The organism is Streptomyces sp. NPDC048415 (genome assembly GCF_040651675.1).
Lineage (GTDB): Bacteria > Actinomycetota > Actinomycetes > Streptomycetales > Streptomycetaceae > Streptomyces.
The window spans coordinates 46,092-70,060 of the sequence record NZ_JBEZKJ010000020.1 but is presented as its reverse complement, the minus strand read 5'-3'; the positions used below and the strand labels follow the sequence as shown (position 1 = coordinate 70,060).

At 72.1% G+C, this 23,969-nt stretch carries 14 protein-coding genes; 10 read left to right on the top strand and 4 right to left on the bottom strand.

The window, feature by feature from the left end; translation table 11 throughout:
• Positions 1–96: 96 nt before the first annotated feature.
• Both AB0D27_RS16150 and AB0D27_RS16145 read right to left on the bottom strand, forming a co-directional pair.
• Positions 97–1,338 carry a serine/threonine-protein kinase gene (locus tag AB0D27_RS16150; RefSeq protein ID WP_362508079.1) on the bottom strand — a complete coding sequence of 414 codons (1,242 nt, stop codon included), beginning with the start codon at positions 1,336–1,338 and terminating at the stop codon, positions 97–99.
• Positions 1,339–1,443: 105 nt separating this feature from the next.
• Positions 1,444–3,111: a protein kinase gene (locus AB0D27_RS16145; RefSeq protein WP_362508076.1), complete on the bottom strand. Its 1,668-nt coding sequence runs from the start codon at positions 3,109–3,111 to the stop codon at positions 1,444–1,446.
• A 392-nt stretch (positions 3,112–3,503) separates the two neighbouring features.
• On the opposite strand from AB0D27_RS16145, the gene AB0D27_RS16140 reads away from it, so the two are divergent.
• The 9 genes from AB0D27_RS16140 to AB0D27_RS16100 all read left to right on the top strand — a co-directional run bounded on the left by AB0D27_RS16140 (position 3,504) and on the right by AB0D27_RS16100 (position 21,299).
• On the top strand, positions 3,504–7,274 hold the full coding sequence (locus tag AB0D27_RS16140) for an FHA domain-containing protein (RefSeq protein WP_362508200.1): 3,771 nt from the start codon (positions 3,504–3,506) through the stop codon (positions 7,272–7,274).
• Positions 7,275–7,637: 363 nt separating this feature from the next.
• A complete protein-coding gene (locus tag AB0D27_RS16135; RefSeq protein ID WP_362508073.1) occupies positions 7,638–9,044 on the top strand; it encodes an extracellular solute-binding protein in 1,407 nt (468 codons plus the stop codon).
• 7 nt (positions 9,045–9,051) lie between these two features.
• Positions 9,052–10,392, top strand: coding sequence for a sugar ABC transporter permease (locus AB0D27_RS16130; RefSeq protein WP_362508070.1), 1,341 nt, complete (start codon positions 9,052–9,054; stop codon positions 10,390–10,392).
• 112 nt (positions 10,393–10,504) lie between these two features.
• On the top strand, positions 10,505–11,416 hold the full coding sequence (locus AB0D27_RS16125; protein WP_362508068.1) for a carbohydrate ABC transporter permease: 912 nt from the start codon (positions 10,505–10,507) through the stop codon (positions 11,414–11,416).
• 151 nt (positions 11,417–11,567) lie between these two features.
• Positions 11,568–13,835, top strand: a complete 2,268-nt coding sequence (locus AB0D27_RS16120) for a bifunctional glycosyltransferase family 2 protein/CDP-glycerol:glycerophosphate glycerophosphotransferase (protein ID WP_362508066.1) — start codon at positions 11,568–11,570, stop codon at positions 13,833–13,835.
• Positions 13,836–13,977: 142 nt separating this feature from the next.
• A complete protein-coding gene (locus AB0D27_RS16115; RefSeq protein WP_362508063.1) occupies positions 13,978–16,128 on the top strand; it encodes a bifunctional glycosyltransferase family 2 protein/CDP-glycerol:glycerophosphate glycerophosphotransferase in 2,151 nt (716 codons plus the stop codon).
• 1 nt (position 16,129) lies between these two features.
• On the top strand, positions 16,130–18,340 hold the full coding sequence (locus AB0D27_RS16110) for a CDP-glycerol glycerophosphotransferase family protein (RefSeq protein ID WP_362508060.1): 2,211 nt from the start codon (positions 16,130–16,132) through the stop codon (positions 18,338–18,340).
• Entirely contained in the window at positions 18,337–19,611 is a 1,275-nt protein-coding gene (locus AB0D27_RS16105) for a hypothetical protein (RefSeq protein WP_362508057.1), read from the top strand. The genes AB0D27_RS16110 and AB0D27_RS16105 overlap by 4 nt, the downstream gene beginning before the upstream one ends.
• Before the next feature lie 128 nt (positions 19,612–19,739).
• Complete coding sequence (locus AB0D27_RS16100; protein WP_362508054.1) at positions 19,740–21,299, top strand: hypothetical protein; 1,560 nt, start codon at positions 19,740–19,742, stop codon at positions 21,297–21,299.
• A gap of 24 nt (positions 21,300–21,323) precedes the next feature.
• On the opposite strand, the gene AB0D27_RS16095 is transcribed toward AB0D27_RS16100, so the two are convergent.
• Positions 21,324–21,737 carry an organic hydroperoxide resistance protein gene (locus AB0D27_RS16095; protein ID WP_362508051.1) on the bottom strand — a complete coding sequence of 138 codons (414 nt, stop codon included), beginning with the start codon at positions 21,735–21,737 and terminating at the stop codon, positions 21,324–21,326.
• A gap of 124 nt (positions 21,738–21,861) precedes the next feature.
• Between AB0D27_RS16095 and AB0D27_RS16090 the strand changes: the two genes are divergently transcribed.
• Positions 21,862–22,359, top strand: a complete 498-nt coding sequence (locus tag AB0D27_RS16090) for a MarR family transcriptional regulator (protein WP_362508049.1) — start codon at positions 21,862–21,864, stop codon at positions 22,357–22,359.
• On the opposite strand, the gene AB0D27_RS16085 is transcribed toward AB0D27_RS16090, so the two are convergent.
• Positions 22,356–23,900 (bottom strand): glycosyltransferase family 39 protein, encoded by a 1,545-nt coding sequence (locus tag AB0D27_RS16085; RefSeq protein WP_362508046.1) that lies wholly within the window; start codon positions 23,898–23,900, stop codon positions 22,356–22,358. The two genes, AB0D27_RS16090 and AB0D27_RS16085, sit on opposite strands and share 4 nt — an antisense overlap.
• Between the last annotated feature and the right edge of the window lie 69 nt (positions 23,901–23,969).

The window sequence follows — 23,969 nt, the reverse complement described above, 5'->3', positions numbered from 1 at the left end:
CTGGGGGCGGAGCCCCCAGGGACGATGGGGGCCCCGCTCGAGCGAAGCCGAGAGTGGGGAAGGGTAGGGGTGGCGGGGGCGAAATCCGCTCCGGGCTCAGGGCGACGCGGGGGCCGAATTCTTGGTGTCCTGGGGCGTCGCGCCGGCGTCGTCGCCGGAGGTGGCGAGCCAGGTGCCGATGCCGACCGCGGCGACGAGTGCGAGCGCCGCCGCCCCCAGCGTCACGCGCCGCCGCCGCGCGGAGGCCCGATGGCGGGCCGACCCCGGCCGGGGAGCCCCCGAGGCACGCGGCACGCGGGCCGTCCCCCGCGCCCCGCCCGCCAGCTCGTCCGGCCCCGGCACCCGCATCGAGGTATGCGTATCCCGGTTGGAGTCGGGCGCGGCCCCCGGCACCAGCGGCACGGCGCCACGACGGACCCGGGACACGGGAGCGGAAGGCTCCGCCGCCTCCTCGTACCCCTCGTCCTCGTCCTCCCCCTCCGCGTCCGGCGAGTCCACGTCCAACGGCGGCATCCCCGCCAGCAACGGCAACTGCTCCCGCAGCCGCACCCCCAGCTCGGACGCCCGCAAGCGCGACGCCGGCGCCTTGGCCAGGCACTGCACGATCAGCTGCCACAGCTCGTCCGGGATGCCGGGCAAGGGCACCACCGTCTCCGTGACGTGACGGCGCAGGACAGCGCCGGGGTGCCCGCCCCCGAAGGGCGTGAAGCCGGCGAGCAGCTCGTACAGGACGGTCGCCAGCGCGTAGATGTCGACGGCGGCGCGCGGCGGCAGCCCCTCGATGATCTCGGGAGCGAGATAGTCCGGCGTACCGATGATCTTCGTGGCCCGGGTCCGCCGCGGCGAGTCGATGAGTTTGGCCACACCGAAGTCGGTCAGGAGAGCCGGGTGGGATCCGCCCGGACCGAGCGGGCCCTGCATGTCGAGCAGCACGTTCTCGGGCTTCACGTCCCGGTGGACGACCCCGGCGGCGTGCGCGGCCGCGAGCCCGTCAGCGACGTCGGCGACGATCGCCACCGCCGCCTCGGGTGCGAGCCGGCGCTCCCGGTCGAGCCGGGTGCGCAGGTCCGTACCCCGGACGAGGTCCATGACGAGCGCGAGGTCGTTGCCGTCCACCACCAGGTCGCGCACCGCGACCACGTGCGGATCGTCGAGACCGAGCAGCGCCGTGCGCTCCTGCACGAAGCGCCCCACGAGCTCCTGGTCGGACGCGAGGTCCTCGCGCAGCAGCTTGATGGCGACGGGCCCCTCGGGTCCCTCACCCAGCCACACCGTGCCGGCGCTGCCCCGCCCCAGAATCTGGTTCGCGGTGTACCGGCTCCCGATCTTCCGTGCCAAGACTGCTCCTACCGACGCGTGTTGTCGCTAAAAGTACGCGTCCGAAGAGCCAACCTTCACTGCGGAGACGGAAATCACCCGTCAGATGTCGACAAATCCCCAGAGTCAGTTCCCGGAGCCGCCGCCCAGGTCGCTGATCCAGCCGGTCACCGTGTGGTACCAGTGGCTCAGCTGGGACCAGTAGCCCCTCGTGCTGCCGATCCAGTGCTGAAGGGGACTGAACTCCCAGATCAGCCAGCCGGCGACGAACAGGATGACGATCGTGAACAGGCACCCCTTGAGGCAGCCGAGCCCCGGGATCTTCGTCGGGTTGGCGCTGCGCTGCCGGGGCTCACGCGGCTGCCGCGGCGCGGGCTGCTGGGGCTGCTGAGGCGCGGGCGCGTACCGCTGCGGCTGCTGGTGCTGGGGCTGCTGAGGCGCGTACTGGTGCGGCTGTTGCTGTTGCGGATACCCGTATCCGGGCGGCGGCTGCTGGCCCTGCGGCGGTCGCTGCTGCTGGGGCCGCTGCTGCGGTCGCTGCTGGGGCCGTGCGACCTGCCGCTGCGGACGCCGACGCAGTGGATCCTCGTTCGGGTCCAGGTACTGCACCTGGGTCTGCTCATTGCGGTCGCGGGCCGCGCGCAGCTGGTTCTGCCAGGGGTGCGGGTCCTGCGGACCCTGCCCGCCGGGCTGGTGCTGGGGCACGGGTGGCATGACGGCGGTCGGGTCCGGCGCGCCGCGGTGCGGCAGGACGGAGGTGGGGTCGGCGTCGCCGGTGTGCGGCAGCACGCTGGTCGCCCCGTTCGGGTCGTACGCGCCCGCGCCGTGCGGCAGCACCTGCGTGGGATCGGCCGCCCCGGGCACGCCGGGAACGGTCGCCGGGGCCGGGTCGGGGGCGAGCAGCGCGCCCACTCCCTCCGCCGCGGCGATCTGCGCGGCGTTCGCGTGCACGCCGACGCCCGCGGCGACGGCCCGCAGCCCGCGCGCGAGGTTCTCGGCGCTGGGCCGCTCGTCCGGACTCTTGCGAAGACAGCGCTCTATGACGGTCCACAAGGGGTCCGGGACGGTCGACGGGCGGCGCGGTTCGGCGCTCAGGTGCTGGTGCAGTACCTCGAGGGCGGATCCGCCGGCAAACGGCGGACGCCCGGTGACCAGCTCGTACAGCAGGATGCCCGCCCCGTAGATGTCGACGGCGGACGTCTGCGGACGACCCTCGGCGGACTCGGGCGCGACGTAGGCGGGCGTGCCGACGAACTCGTGGGTGCGGGTGAGACCCGGGGAGTCGGCGAGCCGGGCGATGCCGAAGTCGGTCAGCATCGGGTGCATCTGGCCGCCGTCCTGCTTCAGCAGGACGTTCGCGGGCTTCAGATCGCGGTGCACGACGCCGTCGGCGTGGCTGGCGGCGAGCGCGTCGGCGACCTGGGCGGTGAGGAGTGCGGCGGCGACGGGGCTGAAGGGCCCGTTCTCGCGCAGATAGCGGTGCAGGTCGGGGCCGTCGACCAGGTCCATGACGAGCGCGAGCAGATCGCCTTCGACGACGAGGTCCCGTACGCGCACGATGTTCGGGTGGGTCAGCCGCAGCAGCACCGACCGCTCGCGCAGGAACCGCATCACGATGTCCGCGTCGCTGGCGAGCTCCTCCTTGAGCACCTTGATCGCCACGGTCTCGCCGGGCTGCCCGGCGACGGCCGCCTCGGCGCCCGCGGTCTCCCGCTGGCGGGCTCGCCAGACGGTGCCTGTGGCGCCGCGCCCCAGCGGCTCCTCAAGGAGGTACTTGCTCCCTACCGGCCGCACGTCATGCGCTCCCTGTTGCTTGCTTGCCTGGTCCGTCCACCATGATCACTGTGGTAGAGGTGTTCCGACCCACTGTAGTGCCGCCGTACACGGCACTTGCTGTTCCATGTTCGAAGTAAAGACGCTCGGTCCGGTCGCGTGGTTGCCGAACGCTTGGCGTGACTGATCTCAAGCGGGCACCGGTCGGGCACTGGTCAGGCACTTTTACGGGCAGAGCCGACCAATCAAGATCACTTACGGGTGGGTGGCGGGCGTGTTGTCAGTGGCAGGTGCGAGGATGCCTCCAGTACTGGCCGACGTGCCCGTGTGCGGTGGGGGATTCTGCGGTGGGGGACCGCAGCGCAGCCTCGTCCTCGTCGCGGACACCTGCGCTGAAGGGACCGCTGACGGCGATGCAGATCCGGCTGACCGTCGTAGACCCGCTGGGCCCGCCCTCGGAGCCGCGGGGGCGTGCCGCGGCCTGCGATGTGCTGGTCACCGCGCCCGCCGGGACGGCGCTGGCCGCGGTCGCGTCGGGGCTGGCCTCGGCGGTCGGCGCGGGTGACGGCCAGGTCGTGCTGTACGCGGGCACGGAGCGGCTCGACGCGCACCGCTGCACGCTCGGCGAGCCGCCGCTGACGGACGGAGCGGTGCTCTCCCTGAGCCCGCCCGCCGAACCCGGCCCCGAGGTGGACGACGTCGCCGCCCAGCTCCATGTGGTCGCGGGCCCCGACGCGGGCGGCGTCCACCTCCTGCACGGCGGCCAGATCCATATCGGCCGCTCCGCCGACGCGGACGTGCCCCTGGACGACCCCGACGTCTCCCGTCTGCACTGCGCGGTCACCGTCACCCCCGAGGGCCGCGTCTCGGTCGCCGACCTGGGCTCCACGAACGGCACGACACTCGACGGCACCCGCGTCGGCACCCGCTCCGTCCGCTTCGCACCGGGCGCACTGCTGAGGGTCGGGGAATCCGCGCTGCGGCTTGCTCCACCCGTGGGTACGGAGGCCGTGGGGACGGCGCCGGACGGGGAGGGGCACGTCCGGGTGGCGGCCGGGACCGGCGCCTGCGAGGAGGACACGGGCACCCGGCTCAAGACAGTCCCCCTCGTCCCCCACGCGCGCGGGGAGGGCGACCACGGCACGCGGGGCGGTCCTCTCCCGCCCGGCGGTGAGACGCATCACGCCTATGGATCGGCGGAGTGGGGTGCCTCCGGAGGCGGTGTTCCCGGGGCGCAGGGACATGGTCCCGGCGCGCCGTCGGTCGTTCCGGAACAGGGCGGGGCACCCCGGATCGAGAACACGCCGGGCGGTGGGACCGAGGAGGACGGCGATTGCGCCCCGGTCGCAACGGCGGGCGCGTCCGCCGTTGCGACTACTCCCCTTCCGCTTCCGCGCAAGGGCACGCCTCTGCGCGGCACGGACGTCCCCTCGGGCGTCCGCAAGCGGGGCGGCATCGGCGCGTGGGCACGGCGGCTGACCGGAGGAGGCCGCGGGGAGCCGACGGCGGCCGGACAGACCGCGTACGACGACGAAGCGGCCACGGCGGAGGAGGCCCTCCCCGACGTGCCGCAGTCTCCGGAGCGCTGGCCCGACCCCGCGACGCTGCTGCTCACCGCGCTCGGGCCGGGACCTCGGCTGTGGGAGCGCGGCCCCGGGCACCCGGAGACCCTGACGGTGCGGCTGGGCACGGCCGACCGGGCGGCGCCGGACGGCTCGGGCCTGCTGCCCGCGGTGCCGGTGACCGCCGGTCTGCGGGAGGTCGGCTCGCTGGGCCTTGCCGGACCGCGGGCGCGCCTTGCGGGCCTGGCCCGCGCGGTCGTGGCCCAGCTCGCCGCGTTGCACTCGCCCGACGCCCTCGAAATCGTCCTGATCAGCACGGACCGCTCGCGCACGGTGGACGAGCGCACCGCCGAGTGGTCCTGGCTCGGCTGGCTCCCCCATCTGCGCCCCACCCACGGCCAGGACTGCCGCCTCCTGCTGGCCTACGACCGCGAACAGGCGACGGCCCGCACGGACGAACTCCTCCGCCGCCTGGAGGACCACCTGACGGAAGCGGGCCACGCCCCGGGCGGTCCGATCGGCGGCCCAACCGTCGACACGGACAGTGCGGGCCTCCGGGGAGGAGCGCGGCGGCCCTCCTGGGCGCGCGACGAGGACCTGGCGGATCGCGGCTTCGAGGGGCCGTACACCGTGGTCGTCGTGGACGGGGATCCCGGGGGCGCCGATGTACGGGAGGCCGTGGTGCGGCTGACGCACCAGGGCGCGCGGGCCGGTATCCACATGCTCTGCCTCGCCGAGACCGCCGCCGCGTCGCCCGCCTCACCGGTGACAGAGACATACGAGGCGGCGTGCGAGGCGTCACCGGCATTCCGGGAGTGCGGTGCGGTCGCCCTCCTCAGCGGCGACGTGGCCACGGCACTGCGACTGCTGCGGGTCGCACCGGGCGGCCCCGCGGGGGTTGCGCGGGGGGCGGCTGAGCAGCCTGCGCGGGGCGCGAATGGCAGCACCGCGCAAGGCGAGCCCACGGGGCGCGCGCGGGGCGAGACCGGCGGCGCCGCCCAAGGAGGGCCCACGGCGCGCGGGCAGGGCGGAGCCGCTGGGCCGGTGACACCGCACGGCGGAGGTACTGGCCCGGCTACGCGAGGCGGCGGGCCCCTCGCACCGCACTCCGAAGGCACCGGCCCGGCGACGGGTGGCGGCTCCAGCGGGCACACGACGCGGGGCGGCGGGCCCGTTACACCGCACCCCGAAGGCACCGGATCGGCGACACGTGGCGGCTCCAGCGGGCGCACGACGGGTGACGGGTCCGTCGTGCCCTCCACGCGCGGCGCCTCCGTAGGGCCCTCCACGCACGTCGGATGGTCCGCGCACGCGCCCCGGGGTCCCGTGGGGCACGGCACCGTCGCCGCGGTCGACGCGGTGTCGGTGGCGTGGGCCGAGCGGTTCGCACGGGCGCTCGCGCCGTTGCGGACGGACGGCGCGCACGGCGAGCGGCACGCGCGCGTGTCCGCTCCCCTGCCTCAAGCGGCGCGGCTACTCGACGAGTTGGGGCTTGCCCGCGCCACCCCCGCCTCACTGATGACGCGTTGGGCGGACGCGGCGGACGACACGGAGTCCCTCGGCGGGCGCGCCCGGGTCGTGCTCGGCGCCGGACCACGCGGCCCCGTCACCGTGGACCTCCCCGAGGAGGGCCCGCATCTGCTGATCGAGGGCCCGTCGGGCAGTGGCCGTACGGAACTGCTGCGCTCCGTCGCCGCGTCCCTCGCCGCCGCCGAGCGGCCCGACCGCCTCGGGATCGTCCTGATGGACGGGCGGGACAGCACGGGGGGCCATGGCGCGGAACAACGCGGCGAAGGGCTCCAGGTCTGCACGGACCTGCCCCACGTCACCACCCACCTCACCGCCAACGACCCGGTACGCATGCGGGAGTTCGCCCAGTCCCTCAGCGCCGAACTGAAGCGGCGGGCCGAGCTGCTCGGACGGCTCGGCTTCGTGGAGTGGCACACCGGGCGCGAGGTGTCGGGCCGGATCGTGTCGCAGCGCTCCGCCAGGTCGTCGTCCGGGACGGCGTCAGGGGCGTCGTCCGGCGCCGCGGATCTCGACGCGGCGCCCAGTTCCACAATGCGGCTGCGCCCTGCCGCCGCGCGGGAGCGTGCGGAGCCGGGGCCGCCGCTGGCCCGCCTCGTCGTGGTCGTCGACGATCTGGACGCGTTGCTGTCCCCCGCGTTGGGGTCTCCGGGGCGGCCCGCGGCCGGGTCGGTGATACGGGCGCTGGAGGCCGTTGCCCGTGAGGGGGACCGGCTCGGGGTGCACCTCGTGGCCGCGGCCGGTGTCGACGGGCGTACGGCGGGGTCGGAGCTGGCGCGTTCCGCCGCGTTGCGGGTGACGCTCGACGCGCCGTCGCCGGGGCCGGATGAACCTGCTCCCGGGCGGGGGCGGCTGCTTTGCCCCGACGGGCGGGTCACGCCCTTCCAGGGCGGCCGGGTCACGGGGCGCATTCCCCGTACGGCCACGCTCCGCCCGACGGTCGTTCCCCTGGAGTGGCACCGCATGGGTGATCCGCCGGCCCGGCGGCCCGTGCGCGAGCTCGGCAACGGGCCCACCGACTTGGCGCTGCTCGCCAGCGCCCTGGAGCGCGCGGCCCGCTCCGTTGCCGCGGTCGAGGTGCCGTCGCTGCTTTAGCCCCGGCGCGGATGGGATGGGTGGGGGCGGGTGATGCGTTCCGCCCCCACCGCCCCTACCCGCCCCGTCCTGGACTCCGCCCCGTCCTGGACTCCGCCCAGACCCCGCTCCCCAAACGCCGGAGGGGCTGATTTTGCGCCGAAGGGGCTGAATTCTCGCTTCAGGGGCTGACCTTTTGCCGGCGGGGCTGAATTCTCGGCCAAGGCTCGCCGGAGTCCCGCGTACGAGACCCCACGTCACGACCCAATTACGATCGCTCTCTTGACAGCGCTGGCGCTCTTGCCGCGTTCGTGGGACCGGGCGTAGACCAGACCGCACGGGACAGCGCAGGACGTTCGACGAGGAACGAAGAACGGGGCAGTGATGCGCAGCAATCTTCGTGTACACAGGTCGCCCAGTCACTCCACGCACAGGTCACGCAGAGCCGCACAGGCCGCCGCGGCCGCCGTCGTCGCCGGCGCGCTCACGCTCACCGCGTGCGGCGGCGACAACAAGGACAAGGGCAGCAGCGGCAACAGCACGGCGAGCGGCGGCACCAGTGCCGACACCGTCACCCTTCCCAAGCTCAATGGCGCCAGTCTGGAAGTCGCCGCCGTATGGACCGGCCCGGAACAGGCCAACTTCAAGAAGGTGCTGGCGGAGTTCGAGAAGCGCACGGGCGCGAAGGTCACCTTCGTACCCGCGCAGGACCCGATCATCAACTTCCTCGGTTCGAAGATCGCGGGCGGTGCGCCACCGGACATCGCGATGCTCCCTCAGGTCGGCGCCATCAAGCAGGCCGTCGCGAAGAAATGGGCCAAGCCCGTCGGCGCGGACGCGCAGGCCCAGCTCGCGAAGAACTACTCCCAGGGCTGGCAGGACCTCGGCAAGGTCGACGGCAAGCAGTACGGCGTCTACTACAAGGCCGCCAACAAGTCCCTGGTCTGGTACAACAACAAGGTCTTCGAGAACGCGGGGGCCAAGGAGCCGAAGACCTGGAAGGAGTTCCTCACCACCGCGCAGACGATTTACGACTCCGGAGTCACACCGGTGTCCGTCGGAGGCGCGGACGGGTGGACCCTCACCGACTGGTTCGAGAACATCTACCTCTCCCAGGCCGGCCCGGAGAAGTACGACCAGCTCGCCCAGCACAAGATCAAGTGGACGGACCCGTCCGTGAAGGACGCGCTGACCACGCTCGCCCAGATGTGGGGCAACAAGAACTACATCGCGGGCGGTGCGGACGGCGCGCTGCAGACGGAGTTCCCGGCGTCGGTGACGCAGACGTTCACCGGCGGCGAGCAGCCGAAGGCGGGCATGGTCTTCGAGGGCGACTTCGCGCAGGTCAACATCGCGGAGACCAAGTCCAAGGTGGGAACGGACGCCAAGGTGTTCCCGTTCCCGGCGGTCAGCGACAAGGCGCCCGTGGTCAGCGGTGGTGACGCGGCCGTCATCCTGAAGGACTCCAAGGCGGCCCAGGCACTGGCCACCTTCCTGGCCTCTCCGGACGCGGCGACCATCCAGGCGAAGCTCGGCGGCTACCTCTCGCCCAACAAGGGCGTCGCGCTGTCCGCGTACCCGAACGCGGTGCAGCAGAAGATGGCCAAGGCCCTGATCGCGGCCGGCGACGACTTCCGCTTCGACATGTCCGACCAGGCCCCGCAGGCCTTCGGCGGCACGCCGGGCAAGGGCGAGTGGAAGGACCTGCAGGACTTCCTGAAGAACCCGAAGGACGTGGCGGGGACACAGGCGAAGCTCGAATCGGACGCCGCCGCGGCCTACAAGGGCTGATCCGGCGATGACGTCGGCAACGGCCGGAGGCACCGCACCGGTGCCTCCGGCCCGTACACGCAAGAGCGTGACCGGCACCCGCAGGACCGTGGCGGTCCTCTTCCTGCTGCCCGCCCTGGTGCTGCTCGGCGCGCTCGTGGTCTACCCGATCGGGTACTCGGTCGTCCGCAGCTTCTACGACCAGTCCGGCGACGGCTTCGCCGGAATCGACAACTACAAGTCCCTGTTCACCGATGACGGCATCCGTACCGCGCTCAAGAACAACATCATCTGGGTGGTGTTCGCGCCGACGGTCGCGACCGCGCTCGGTCTGATCTTCGCGGTGCTCACCGAACGGGTGCGCTGGGGCACGGCGTTCAAGCTGGTCGTCTTCATGCCGATGGCGATCTCGATGCTCGCGGCGGGCATCATCTTCCGGCTGGTGTACGACCAGGACCCGCACAAGGGGGTCGCCAACGCGGTGTGGGTCGGGGTCCACGACACCTTCGCCCAGTCGTCGGCGTTCCCGAAAGCCCACCCCGGACGGCAGTCGCCGCTCGAACCTCGAAGCGGCGGGTTCCTCACCAAGAACCCCGTCCACGCCGGGCAGTCCGTCACCCTCCCGCTCGTCGGTGTCGCCCCGGACCAGATGCCCGACAGTGCCAAGAAGGCCGTGCAGGCCAGGACCGAGCCGGGCAAGGTCACCGGCACGGCCTGGCAGGACTTCACCCGCGGCAAGGGCGTCGGGAAGCTCGGGCAGGTGGACGCGGGTGAACTGGGCTACGCGGGCATGCGGATCGAGGCCGTCAAGGACGGCAAGGTCGTCGACTCCACGAAGGTCCGCGACGACGGTACGTTCACGCTGTCGGACATGGCCGACGGAGCCCGACTCCGGCTTCCGGCAAGCAACTTCAAGGAGCCGTACAACGGCCTGGACTGGCTCGGCCCGTCCCTGGTCACGCCGGCCATCATCGGCTCGTACATCTGGATGTGGGCGGGTTTCGCGATGGTGCTGATCGCGGCGGGGCTCGCGGGTGTGCCGCGCGAGCTGCTGGAGGCGGCCCGGGTCGACGGCGCGAACGAGTGGCAGGTGTTCCGCAGGGTCACGGTGCCGCTGCTCGCGCCCGTCCTCGCGGTCGTCACCGTCACCCTGATGATCAACGTCCTGAAGGTCTTCGACCTGGTCTTCATCATCGCGCCCGGCTCGTCCCAGGACGACGCCAACGTGCTGGCCCTGGAGCTGTACCGCAAGGGCTTCTCCGAGGACCAGCCGGGCATCGCGAGCGCCATCGCGGTGTTCTTGCTGCTGCTGGTGATCCCGGTGATGCTGTTCAACGTCCGACGGCTCAGGCGGGAGGTGCGGCGATGACAGCGCGCCCGTCTTTCGGCTGGGGGTCCGGGGGCCCGCGGCGGCAGCCGCTGATGTCAGCGCCCCCGGGAAAACGCAGCAACGTCCGACGGCTCAGGCGGGAGGTGCGGCGATGACCACGCACGCCGGAAGTGTCACGAAGAGCGCGCCCACGACCGCCCTGAGCAAGGCCAAGCCATCGCTCGGCTCACGCCTGGCCAGTGGGGTCAGCGGTGGCATCCTGCGCGTGTTCCTGCTCCTGGTCGGCCTGTTCTGGCTGGTGCCGACCATCGGGCTGCTGCTGTCCTCGCTGCGCAAGCCGGCGGACATGAGCGCGTCCGGCTGGTGGAAGGTCTTCACCGAGCCCTCGCAGCTCACCGTGGACAGCTACCAGAAGCTCCTGGAGAACAGCGACATCACCAACTCGCTGGTGAACACGGTGTTGATCACCGTCCCCGCGACTCTCCTCGTCGTCGCCATCGGCTCGCTTGCGGGCTACGCCTTCGCCTGGATGGAGTTCCCCGGCCGAGACTGGTGGTTCCTCGGCGTGGTCGGCTTGCTGGTCGTTCCGGTTCAGGTCGCGCTGATCCCGATCGCCGAACTCTTCGGCAAGATCGGCATCTTCGGGACGATCATCGGCGTGGTCCTCTTCCACGTGGGCTTCGGTCTGCCCTTCGCGGTGTTCCTGCTGCGGAACTTCTTCGCGGAGATCCCGCGAGAACTGCTGGAGGCGGCCCGCCTCGACGGCGCGGGTGAACTTCGCCTGTTCGTACGGGTCGTGATGCCGCTCGGCGGTCCCGCGATCGCCTCGCTCGGCATCTTCCAGTTCCTGTGGGTGTGGAACGACATGCTGGTCGCGCTGGTGTTCTCCAACTCCGGGAGCCAGCCGATCACGGTCGCGCTGCAGACACAGGTACGCCAGTTCGGCAACAACATCGATGTGCTCGCGCCGGGCGCGTTCATCTCGATGGTGATCCCGCTGGCCGTGTTCTTCGCGTTCCAGCGGCAGTTCGTGTCCGGCGTGATGGCGGGCGCGGTGAAATAACCGCCGGTCGACGGCGTTTGAGGGGCGGGCCGGACACCGGCCCGCCCCTTCGCGTTCACGCGGGGTCCCCCGTATGCCACATCTGGCGTAACCAACTCACCCCTTCGGCCGTTTCCGGGCAGGTATGCCCGCGCCGACCCATGGATGTCCCTTGCCCAGGTTCAGTGTCATCGTCCCCGCGTACAAGGTTCAGGCGTACCTGCACGAGTGCCTGGAATCCGTCCTGGGGCAGTCCTATCCGGATCTCGAGCTGATCGCGGTCAACGACTGTTCGCCCGACGCGTGCGGCGCGATCATCGACGAGTTCGCGGCCCGCGACGCCCGCGTGCGCCCCGTACATCTGACGGAGAACGTGGGCCTGGGCCGCGCCCGCAACGCGGGTCTCGAACACGCCACCGGCGACTACCTGATCTTCCTGGACAGCGACGACAGCCTCACCCCGGACGCACTGCGCGCCATCGCCGACCGGCTGAAGGAGACCGCCGAACCGGACGTCCTGGTCTACGACTACGCGCGCACGTACTGGTCGGGCGAGGCCGTCCGCAATCAGTTCGCGGCGCAGCTTTCGCAGCAGGGCCCGGCGCCGTTCCGGCTGGATGACCGGCCGGGGCTGCTCAGGGTGCTGATGGTGGTGTGGAACAAGGCCTACCGCCGGGAGTTCGTCGAGCGCGAGGGGTTCACCTTCCCGCCGGGCTACTACGAGGACACGCCCTGGACCTACCCGGTGCTGATGTCCGCGGAGACGATCGCCACCCTCGACCGGGTCTGCGTCCACTACCGCCAGCGGCGCCACGGCAGCATCCTGGGCACCAGCAGCCGTAAGCACTTCGACATCTTCGGGCAGTACGACCGTGTCTTCGCGCACATCGACGCGCACCCGGAGCTGGCCCGATGGCGCCCCGTCCTGTTCCGCCGCATGGTCGACCACTTCTCGACGGTGTTCGTCAAGCGCGGCCGGCTTCCGCGCGGCGCGCGCGCCGCGTTTCTGCGGGCGGCGCGCGCGCACTACCGCCGATACCGCGTGCCGGGCGCCCCCGTCCGCCTCCGCACCCGGCTGCGGCACGCGCTGGTCAGGCTGGGCGCCCATCGCGCGTACCGGCTGCTGTCCGCGGCGGCGTCCCTCAACAGACGTGGCCATCACCTGACTTCCCAGGTGCTCCGCACCGCGCGCGGCGCCGCGCTCCAGCTGCACTACCGCGTTCAGCTGCGTCTCCCGCTGCGCGCCGACCGCGCCGTCTTCTCCAGCTACTGGGGCCGCGGCCACGGCTGCAACCCGGGCGCCCTGGAGTCCGCGTTCCGTGATGTCGCGCCGCACATCCGCACCGCGTGGATCGCGCACCCCGAGCACCAGCACACGATCCCCGCCTCCACGCGCCGGCTGCGGCCCGGTACGGCGGCGTACTGGACGGCGCTCGCCCGCTCCAAATACCTGGTGAACAACGTCAACTTCGACCGGCGGCTGGTCAAGCGCCGCGGCCAGATCATGATCCAGACGCAGCACGGGACTCCGCTCAAGCACATGGGCCTCGACCTCCAGGACCGCCCGGCGGCGGCGCGCGGCACCGACTTCGCGGAGCTGCTGCGCAACGCCGACAAGTGGGACTACTGCCTGTCCGCCAACCGCCACTCCACCCTGGTCTGGGAGCGCGTCTTCCCTTCCGGGTACACCACGCTGGAGTACGGCCTCCCCCGCAACGACGTGTTCCAGCGTGCGACTTCGGCGGACGTGTCCCGGCTGCGCGAGTCGCTCGGCATTCCCGCGGGCGCGGTAGCCGTGCTGTACGCGCCGACGTACCGCGACTACCGCCGCACCCAGCGCCGCACCCTCGACCTGGAACGCCTCCTGCGCCAACTCGGCCCGCGTTTCGTTGTGTTGACCCGCGCCCACCACTCCTACGAGGCGCCGCTCACACAGGCCGCGGGCGGCCGTGTCATCGATGTGTCCGACCATCCGAGCATCGAGTCCCTGTGTCTCGCCTCGGACGCGCTGATCACGGACTACTCGTCCCTGATGTTCGACTACGCGGGCCTGGACCGGCCGATCGTCATCCACGCGGACGACTGGGAGGCGTACGAGGCGGCCCGCGGCACCTACTTCGACCTGCGCGCCTTCCCTCCGGGCGCGGTCGCGCGCAATGAGGACGAGCTGATCGACATCTTCGCGACCGGGCACTGGCGCGGCTCCCGCTCCACGCAGCTGCGGGCCGCGTTCCGCGAGCGGTTCTGCCCGTACGACGACGGGCGCGCCGCCGAGCGCGTGGTGCGCCGGGTGGTGCTCGGCGAGAGCGCCGGTCTGCCGTCGTTCACCCCGCTCGCCGACCGCCACCCGGTCCCCTCGGCCGCCGCCGCCCGCCCCACCGCTCCGGTCGCGACCGTGCCGTCCCCGGGCGGAGCGGTCCCCGTCACCGAGGCCCTCTGAACCGGAGTCCGCGTGCCCTCGAGCCCGTCGCGGCCCACGCCCACCCGGCCCGCCACCTGGCGGCCCGCCGGACGACCGGGGCGATGAGACCCCACCTCGGCGCCCCTGGAGAGAACGAGGCGCCCTTGAGAGAAAGAGCAGAATGCCCCGCTTCAGCGTGATCGTGCCCACCCATGGAGTCGCCGGGCGACTGGCCCATGCGCTGGACTCGGTCCTCACCCAGTCCTACGGCGACTTCGAGCTGATCCCGGTCTGCGACGCGCCCGATTCCCCGGCCGGGACGGTCGCCGCCGCGTACGCCGCGCGGGACTCCCGGGTCGCTCCGGTCCACTCGCCGCCGTCGGGCGGGCTGAGCGCGGCGCGCAACGCCGGGATGGCGGCGGCGACCGGGACGTATCTGATCTTCCTGGACGGCGACGACGATCTGGTGCCGGGCGCGCTGGCGAATCTGGACGCCGGGCTGCGGACCGAGGTGGACGTCCTCTGCTTCGGGCACGAGCGGGTGCACTGGTGGGAGGGCGAGTCGAGCACGCCCCCGCTGGACAAGGACCCGGACGTCATCGGCGTACACGTCCCGGCGTGGAGCGCGGCCTACCGTCGCGCCTTCCTCATCGAGCACCGGCTCACCTTTCCGGACGGCCACTTCACGGACGCCGGCTGGGGCGGTCTGGTGACCCTGGCGACCGGACGCGTGGCGGCACTGGACGCGGTGTGCGTACGGCATCACCTGCGCCGTCAGGGCAGCCGGCTCAACACACCGGGCGAGCACCAGTTCGAGCTTCTTGACCAGGTCGAACTGGTCCTCACCCACGCGGCCGAACAGACGGTGTCGGCGGCCCGCGCGCGGGCGCTGTTCGACCGGCTCTTCGCCCTCGTGCTGAAGACGGCGGCCCATCCGACGCGGGTGCCCGCGCGCCGCCGCCGGGCCTTCTTCCGCCGCGCCGGCAGGCTCTACCGGCGCCACCGCCCGGCCGGCTTCCGGCCCCCGGCGGGCAGTCTCGGAGTGCAGCACCGGCTGCTCGCCACCGGCGCCTACAGCGCGTTCCGGGCGCTGCGCGGCGCCAACCAGGCGGCGGCGAAGGCGGCGGCCCTGGTGCCGCGCCCGACCATGCTGCGTACGCGCGCTCTCTACGCGGCCCAGCTGCGCCGCCCCCTCGACGAGAACCTCGCCGTCTACTGCGCCTACTGGGGCCGCGGTTACGCCTGCAACCCGGCCGCCATCCACGCCAAGGCCCGTGAACTCGCCCCGCACATCCGCTCGGTGTTCCTGGTCGAGCCGGACGCGGTGGACGCGCTGCCGAACGGCCTGGACTACGCGGTGATCGGCAGTCGCCGCTCCTGGGAGATGCTGGCCCGCGCCAAGTACCTGATCAACAACGCCAACTTCGCGGACGAGGTCGTCAAGCGCCCCGGCAGCGTGCACCTGCAGACGCAGCACGGAACCCCGCTGAAGAAGATGGGAGTCGACCAGTCGACGTACCCGGTGGTGGCCGCCGCGACCGGCAGCTTCACCAAGCTGCTGACCCGGGTGGACCGCTGGGACTACAACCTCTCCTCCAACCGGCACTCCACGGAGATGTGGGAGCGGGCCTTCCCGGCGACGTACGAGGCCCTGGAGTACGGCTATCCGCGCAACGACGTCTACTACACGGCGACCGCCTCGGACGTCGCCGATGTACGACGGCGGTTGGGTGTTCCCGAGGGCAAGACGGCCCTGCTGTACGCGCCCACGCACCGCGACTACAGCACCGGCTTCGACTCCCGCCTCGACCTGGAGGCGTTCTGCGAGGAGATCGGCGACGGCTTCGTCGTCCTGCTGCGCGCCCACTACTTCTACGACCAGGGCTCTGCCAGGAGCAGCGGCCGGATCATCGATGTGACCGGGCACCGCTCCTCGGAGGACGTCTGCCTGGCCGCCGACGCGCTGATCACGGACTACTCGTCGATCATGTTCGACTACGCCAACCTCGACCGCCCGATCGTCGTGTACGCGGACGACTGGGAGGTCTACCGGGAGACGCGCGGCGTCTACTTCGACGTGACAAAGGCGCCGCCGGGGCCGGTGGCGCGTACTCCGCAGGAGCTGGCCCGTGTCTTCCGCGACGGCTCCTACGCGCAATCGCGTGATCTGAGGGCTCAATTCCGTGAGCGCTTCTGCCAGTTCGACGACGGAAGGGCCGCCGAACGGGTCGTCCGAAGAGTGCTCCTGGGCGAGCCCCCCGAGGCGATCGCGCCCATCGTGCCGCTCGCCGAGCGCACCCCGGCCCCCGCCGCGACCCTCGTAAGGAGCTGACGTGCCCCGCTTCAGCATCATCGTCCCCGTCTTCAAGGTGCAGGGCTTTCTGCGCGAGTGTCTCGACTCGGTCCTGGAGCAGTCGTACACGGACCTCGAGGTCATCGCCATCGACGACCGCTCGCCGGACGGCTGCGGCGCGATCCTCGACGAGTACGCGGCCCGCGATCCGCGCGTACGGGTGCTGCACCTGCCCGAGAACGTGGGGCTCGGCCGGGCCCGCAACGCCGGAATGCCCTACGCCACCGGTGACTTCCTCTTCTTCCTCGACAGCGACGACACGCTCACGCCCGGCGCCCTGCGCGCCGTCGCCGACCGGCTGGACGAGACCGCCGACCCGGATGTGCTGGTCTTCGACTACGCGCGCACCTACTGGTGGGGCGGCACCCGCAGGAACGTCCTCGCCAAGGTGCTCGCCGAGGCGGGTGACGGCACCTTCACGGCCGCCGAACACCCGGAGATCCTCGAGCTGTTGATGGTGGTGTGGAACAAGGTCTACCGCCGCGAGTTCGTCGAGCGAGAGGGCTTCACCTTCCCTCCCGGGTACTACGAGGACACGCCCTGGACCTTCCCGGTGATGCTCAGCGCGGAGCGGATCGCCACGCTGGACCGGATCTGTCTGGCCTACCGCCAGCGCCGCCAGGGCAACATCCTGTCCACCACCAGCCGCAAGCACTTCGACATCCACGACCAGTACGAGCGGGTATTCGCCTTCCTCGATTCCCGCCCCGCCCTCGCGAGTTGGCGTCCCTATCTGCACCGCAAGATGGGTGAACACTGTCTGGACATCCTCTCCAAGCCGGACCGGCTGCCCGAGCAGGACAAGGCCGAGTTCTTCCGGCTGACGGCCGCGCTCTTCCGCAAGCACAAGAGCGGTCCCGTGCCGCGCGAACTGCGCGTCCTGGAAGGTGGATTCCCGCTGTACCAGGCGTGGCGGCAGACGGAACGCGCCGGCCGGGAGCTCGGCCGGCGCGGGATGCAGGTACGCAAGGCGGCCGCCGCCCGGGTCAAGCGCGGCTGGTCCGTCCTGCACGAACACCGGTCACTCGACCCGAACCTGGCGGTGTACTCGGCGTTCTCGCACCGGGGGGCGCTCGGCGACCCGGCGGCCGTGTACCACAAGGCGCGGGAGATCGCCCCGCACGTCCGCGGAGTGTGGGTGGTGCGCGACGAGGAGGAGGCGGCGCAGCTGCCTCCAGGGGTCGAGCACGTGCTCCTCGACTCCTTGCCCTACCGCCGGGTCACCGCGCGGGCCACGTACTTCGTCAACAACGTCAACTGGCCCGGCACGCTCGTCAAACGCCCCGGCAGTATCCACATCCACACCCATCAGGGCACCCCGCTGAAGTACATGGCGGCCGATCTGCTCGACAAGCCGGGCGCCCGGCACGGCCTCGACGTGCCGCAGATGCTGCGCCGCGCCGACCGCTGGGACTACAGCCTGGTCGCCAACCGCCACTCCGAGCTGGTCTGGGACCGCGCCTATCCCTGCCACTTCACCTCGCTGCGCACCGGCAGCCCCCGCAACGACGTCCTCGTCCGCGCGCGGCCCGAGGACGGCACGGCGGTCCGCGCCCGTCTCGGCATCCCGGCCGAGCACCGGGTGGTGCTGTACGCGCCGACGCGCCGCGACTACATCCGGGGCGGCCATGTCGACCGCATCGACCTGGCCCGGTTCGCCGACGACCTCGGCGAGGATCACACCCTCGTCGTACGGCTGCATCCGTCGCTCGCGGACGGTCCCGCACGCGGAATGGGCCTGTCCGAACTGCACCGCCGCAACGTCGTGGTCGACGCGACGGACGAACCGCACGTCGAGGATCTGATGCTCGCCTCCGACGTCCTCGTCACCGACTACTCGGCCCTCATGTTCGACTACGCCAACCTCAACCGGCCGATCGTGCTCTACACGGACGACTGGGGGGCGTACGCGGCGAGCCGGGGCGCCTACTTCGACATCACGGCCGACGCGCCCGGCCATGTGGCGAGCTCCTACCGGGAGTTGGCGTGGCTGTTCGCATCCGGGGCGTGGCGGGACGGCGAGTCGGCGCGGCTGCGGGCCGGGTTCCGGGCGCGGTTTTGCGCATTCGACGACGGGCGGGCCGCCGAGCGGGTGGTGCGGACGGTGATGCTCGGGGAGAAGGTCGAGGAGCCGGCCCCCGCCGTCCCGCTGCCGGCGCAGGCGGGACACGACGTCCTCGCGTCGTCGTGAGGCCACGCACCTGGGTGGTCGTGATCGCCGCCGTCTTCGCCGTCCTCCAGCTGGCCAACATCACCGGGCGGGACACCCCCGACACCAAGAACTACCTGTCGTACGCGCTGAGTCTGCGCGGTGAGAGCAAGCGGGATGCCGCCACGCTCACCATCGACTACGCCTGCGCGGGCAACGCGTCCAGCGCACGCCGCGACCAGAGCGTCGACGTGCTGCGCTTCCACGATCCGAGTCCCACCAAGCGGGTCATGGAGGAGTGCCGGCGCGACCAGTGGTCGGGGGTGGCGAAGCGGCTGCGGGCCGGCGAGACGACGGGGCACACCGTGCCGTTCATGCCGCCCCGCTTCATGCGGATCTTCGAGGTGCGGCCGGGATATCCCGCGCTGCTGGTGCCGTTCATCACGGTGCTGGGCGTGAAGTGGGGTCTGTGGACGTCGAGTGTCGTCATCACGGTCGCCGGGGGCGTCCTCGCCTTCCTCGTGCTGCGCACCTTGCGCGCCTCCACCCGCGCCGCCCTGACCGGGCAGGCCCTCTTCTATGTCCTGCCATGCGGTACGACGGCCATGCGCCCGATGACCGAGGGCCTGCTGATGACGCTGACCCTGGCGGCGCTGTGGGGGTGCGCGCTGGTGCTCGAGGGCCGCGCGCGGGCGGGAACCTGGCTGGTCGGCTCGTCCCTGGTCCTGCTCTTCACGGTGAAGCACTCACAGGCGCTTTTCCTCGGGCTGTGCCTGGCCGGCGCGTGCACGGTGATCCGCGTGCGACGGGGGCGGTGGGCGGGGCCTCTTCGGGCGCTGGCGGTGGTGGCCGGCGGCGCGACCGTGGCCACGGTCCTCCTTGCGCGGGTGCTGCGCTATCCGTCCGAGTCGGAGAGCCTCCAGGACTTGCTCACGGCTCACTTCTCGCGCCCCGACCGCGCCCGGGTGTGGCCGGAGTTTCTCCGCCTGGAGTTCAACTTCTGGGTGGAGTGGCTGCGCCGCCAGCTCTGGGAGCCACTGCTGCCGACGGCCCTGGTGAGCGCCGCCTGGGGGGCGCTCCGGCGGCGCCCGGCCTTCGCCGGCTTTCTGCTCGCCGCCGCGTTCACCGGGGTCCTCAACCAGGCCGGGCACCCCGACATCAACATCTGGGGCGACCGGCTGATCGTGCTGGTGTGGCTGCTGCCGGTGGTGGGGCTTCCGCTGCTCCTTGAGGAGGTCGCAGGGCCACGCGTGCGGGCCCCGGGCGCCGTGGTGCCGGGGCCGTCGCGCAGGAACGCCGAGATCGCCCGATGAGGTGACACCCGGCTAGCCCGTTGCCCTGGTGGGAATATACGACAAATGCCGCAATCCGCCCCGCGCCGAGCCTCCTCCGCCCCACGCCCAGCCCTCTCCACCCTGCCCCATCGTCCCGCCTCCTTCCGGTGAGCGCCGACGTCCTCGTGCGGCGGGCCGTGCGCGGCGCGACGGCGCTGCGGGGCGGGGCCGCCTGGCGTCCGACGCCGTACCAGGTCTTCGGCGCGCTGTTCTGGCTGGTGATGTCGCTCGCGTACTGGCGTGTCCCGCCGTGCTGCGACGCCGGCCAGCACGCGGCGGTCGTCGAACGGCTCAAGGCGCATCTCCTCCACCCCCTCCACCCGATGGCGGACCTGCCCGGCGCGGGCAGCCCGTACTACTCCCCGTACGCCGTGGCGCAGGGAGCCTTCGCCCGGCTGACCGGCCTGGGCGGCTGGGAGGTCGTACGGCTCTCCGGTCCGTTCAACCTGCTGGTGCTGCTGACCGGCATCGGGCGCTTCGTACGCGTACTGACGGGCCGTCAATGGGCGCCGGTCCTTGGGCTGTTCGCGATGGTGCTGCTGTGGGGCACCGAGCGGGCATGGTGGAGCGGCTACCTCGGGCTGATGTCGATGACCGGCAACCTCGGATATCCGTCGACGTTCGCCATCGGACTGACCTTCTGGGCCTGGGCGTTGACGGGCACACGCGCGGGAAGGACCGGCGGCGCCGTCCGGTACGTCGGCCCGAGCGGACTCAGGAGCTTTTGGGGGTACGCGGGGGTGGGCGCGCTGTACGGGCTGATCCTGCTCGTCCACCCGATCACCTTCATCGCGGCGGCGCTCGGCGCGGTGGCGTTCGTGGCGGGGTGGCAGCGCGACTGGCGGGCGGCGGTCGCGGGCCGGTGGCTGCTGGCGGGGGCGACAGCCCTCTTGATCGCCTACCGCTGGCCGTACTTCGACGTCTTCGCGCTGACTGGGAACCGCAGCGTGGACGCGATGCACGAGCGGCTCTACGAGGGGATGACCGGGCACTTCTGGCTGGCGCTGATCGGGGTTCCCGCGCTGTGGCTGCGGGCACGGCGTTCGCCGCGCGACCCGCTGGTGCTGATGTTCGCGCTGGAGTGCGCGGCGGTGGCGTACGGCTGGGTCAGCGGGCACTACACCTACGGCAGGGTCCTGGGACTCACCCTGGTGCCGCTGCAGTTCGCGCTCGGGGTGGAGCTGGCGGCACCGCGGCCGTGGGAATACCGGCGGCGCCTTCTGGGCTGGGCCGCGGCCCTCGGCGCCTGCGTCGGCTTCCTCACCGTGCAGGCCGGGGCCGTGGTGCCGCGTTCACTCGACCCGGTCGGCTTCGACCAGCCGCCGCGCTGGCCGACGTACACCTGGGCGGCGCGGCACATCGGGCCCGGGGAGGCAGTGATCGCCGACGGGTACCACTCGGTCCACCTGATCGCGGGCTACGGCCTCGACCTCGCCGCGCCCGCCTGGCCCGACCCCGCCCTCGACGAGAGCGAGCGGCTGCGGCGGCTCGCGGCGGTCCGCTCCTACCTCGACCCGGCGTCGAGCCGCGCCGAACGCACCGCCGTCGCCCGCCGGTACCACGTCCGCTGGCTGCTGCTGACGCGCTGGCGGCGGGTGCCCGAGGAGGCGACGGTGGTGGCGTGGAGCCGGCAGACGGGCGAGGTGCTGGCGCGGGTCGGGCGCTGATCCCTGCCGGGAACCGCCCGAGGACTACTCGACGACGAGCTCGACCGGGATGTTGCCGCGGGTGGCGTTGGAGTACGGGCAGACCTGGTGGGCCTGCTCGACCAGCTTGCGGCCGGTGGCCTCGTCGACGGAGTCGGGCAGCTCGACGCGGAGGGTGACGGCCAGCCCGAAGCCCTCGCCCTGCTTGCCGATGCCGACCTCGCCGGTCACCGCGGCCTCACTGACGTCGACCTTCGCCGCGCGGCCGACGAGACCGAGGGCGCTGGCGAAACAGGCGGCGTAACCGGCGGCGAACAGCTGCTCGGGGTTCGTGCCCTGACCATTGCCGCCCAGCTCCACCGGCGGGGCCAGCTGGAGGTCGAGCTTGCCGTCGGAGCTGACGGCGCGGCCCTCGCGGCCGTGGGTGGCGGTGGCGACAGCGGTGTAGAGCGCGTCCATGGGGACCATCCCTCTCAGGTCGAAGTCTTGCCGGGGCGGCCGGTCCGACCGCCTCATGTCCACAATTAGAGCACGCAATTCAGTTGTGCACAATTTAATGGCCCGAAAGAGCTATCCTGGGGACATGACCGCCACGCCCACCCCGAGCCCGGAGGCCCCGTCCGACGAGGACTACCTCCGTCTCGACCAGCAGATCTGCTTCTCCCTGAACGCCGCCTCGCGCGCCTTCGGCGGCGTCTACCGCGTGATCCTCAAGGACCTCGCGCTCACCTATCCCCAGTACCTGGTGATGCTGGTGCTGTGGGAGCACGGCGAGCTGCCCGTGAAGAAGCTCGGCGAACATCTGCGGCTCGACTCAGGCACGCTGTCGCCGCTGCTGAAGCGGCTGGAGGCGGCCGGTCTCGTACGGCGTGAGCGCAGCACCCGCGACGAGCGCTCCGTGCGCGTCCACCTCACCGACGAGGGCGCGGCCCTGCGCCAGCGCGCCCGGTCCGTCCCGCGCCGGATCGCCGCGGCGACGGGCGCCGACCTCGAGGAGATCCGCGATCTCCGGGCCCGCCTCGACCGCCTGACGACGGCACTGGACGCGGCGGCACTGGACGAGACGCCCGGCTGCGTCTAGGGCATGGCCGGGCGGCGGACGTAAAGGCGCAGGGTCACGCCTTTGCGTACGACCTGTCGCAGGCGTACGAACTCCTCGTCGACCAGGGTGAGTTTGAGCCGTTCGGTCGGGTGGGCCGGGTACCAGGTGGGCCGCAGCGCGAACGGCTCGGCCACCAACCACACCCGGTCCAGCCGGGCCAGCCGCCGCCGCAGCTCCCCCGGTCCCGCCTCCAGCCCGTACAGCGTGCCCGACACCGGCCCCGGCGCACCGAGCGCGACATCCCGCACGCCGCGAAACCCCTGCGGATACGCCAGCGCCGACCGCCGCACGATCGACGGCAGGAACAACACCGGATCCCCGGGCCGCAGTTCACGCGCGGCGGCGGCGGAGACGACGGCGAGGTTGTCGGCACCGTGATCGGGGGTGCGGTCCTGGCGGAGGAGGGGGAGCTGGACCACGAGGGCGACGGTGATGGCCAGAACGCCGACCAGGGCGGTGGTGTAGGGCAAGTGTGGCCGGGGGCGCCTCATGAGCCGAGAGTGGGGGAGGGTGGGCACACGGCCGCCACCGGCCCGCAGACGCTCCACGACCCCAGCCAGTCGCTCGCCCCCGGCGGAAGCAAGCAACGGCGCCCCCGCAAGCGCATACAGCACATACCGCTCGTCGTACAGCGGCGAGAACCGGGACACCGTCATCAACACCGCGGGCGGAACCAGCAACAGGGGCAGAGCAACCGCCGCAAGAGTGAGCCCCCCGCGCCACGGGAAGAGCGCCGGCACAGCGAGCACCATGAGGACGACGTACGGCACGACAACCAACTGCACCGGCCCCGCGAACGCGCCCAGCAGCCGCCCCACGCTCCCGGCCCCGGGCGGCGCCAGCCAGGCGACCTGCGCGGACTGCCCCCGCGAGACCAGGACGAGCGGCAGCAGCACAAGCACCACGGCCCCCGCCGCACACCCCCACCCCCGCCACACCCGTCGCGGCATCCGCGCGAGCGCCAACGTGCCGGCGTGCGCGAGCAGCAACAGCACCGCCAGTTCGTGCAGCAGGCAGGTGACGGCGACCGTAGCCCCGTACGCCCACCACCGAGGCGCCGAGCTCACCGCCCGCACCAGAAGCAGCGTCGCCCCCGCCGCCCCGGCCGCGACAAGCGCGTAGGACCGGCCCTCCTGCGCGAAGTGCCCGGCCATCGGCGTGACGGCGTACAGCAGGCCAGCCCACAGGCCGACCCGGGGGCGGGACAGGCGGACGCCGAGGGCGGCGACCAGGCCCGCGGTCGTGGCCGCGCCGCAGACGGACGGGAGGCGGAGCGCGAACTCGCCGGGGTGCGGGGCGAGCACGGCGTGCATCAGGAGGTAGTACAGGCCGTGCACCGCGTCGACGGTGTGCAGCAGCTGCCAGATCTGCGGCACCGAGCGCCGCGCGACCTGGAAGGTGACGGCCTCGTCGCGCCACATGCCACCGCGGTCGAGCCTCCACAGCCCGAGTCCGAGCATGACGAGGACGGGCGCGAGGACGGCCGCGACCCCGGCATGTCTGACCCGCCACCGGCTCATGCGCGCACTTACCATGAGCGTGATTTTGTGCGATTAGCCAACCTCTGTTGGGTATTGATGGCGTATCAG

Bases quoted from the DNA above. Each gene is read 5' to 3' on its own strand.
- AB0D27_RS16140 (WP_362508200.1), top strand. From the start codon at position 3,504: ATGCAGATCCGGCTGACCGTCGTAGACCCGCTGGGCCCGCCCTCGGAG.
- AB0D27_RS16135 (WP_362508073.1), top strand. From the start codon at position 7,638: ATGCGCAGCAATCTTCGTGTACACAGGTCGCCCAGTCACTCCACGCAC.
- AB0D27_RS16130 (WP_362508070.1), top strand. From the start codon at position 9,052: ATGACGTCGGCAACGGCCGGAGGCACCGCACCGGTGCCTCCGGCCCGT.
- AB0D27_RS16125 (WP_362508068.1), top strand. From the start codon at position 10,505: ATGACCACGCACGCCGGAAGTGTCACGAAGAGCGCGCCCACGACCGCC.
- AB0D27_RS16115 (WP_362508063.1), top strand. From the start codon at position 13,978: ATGCCCCGCTTCAGCGTGATCGTGCCCACCCATGGAGTCGCCGGGCGA.
- AB0D27_RS16095 (WP_362508051.1), bottom strand. From the start codon at position 21,737: ATGGACGCGCTCTACACCGCTGTCGCCACCGCCACCCACGGCCGCGAG.
- AB0D27_RS16090 (WP_362508049.1), top strand. From the start codon at position 21,862: ATGACCGCCACGCCCACCCCGAGCCCGGAGGCCCCGTCCGACGAGGAC.
- AB0D27_RS16085 (WP_362508046.1), bottom strand. From the start codon at position 23,900: ATGAGCCGGTGGCGGGTCAGACATGCCGGGGTCGCGGCCGTCCTCGCG.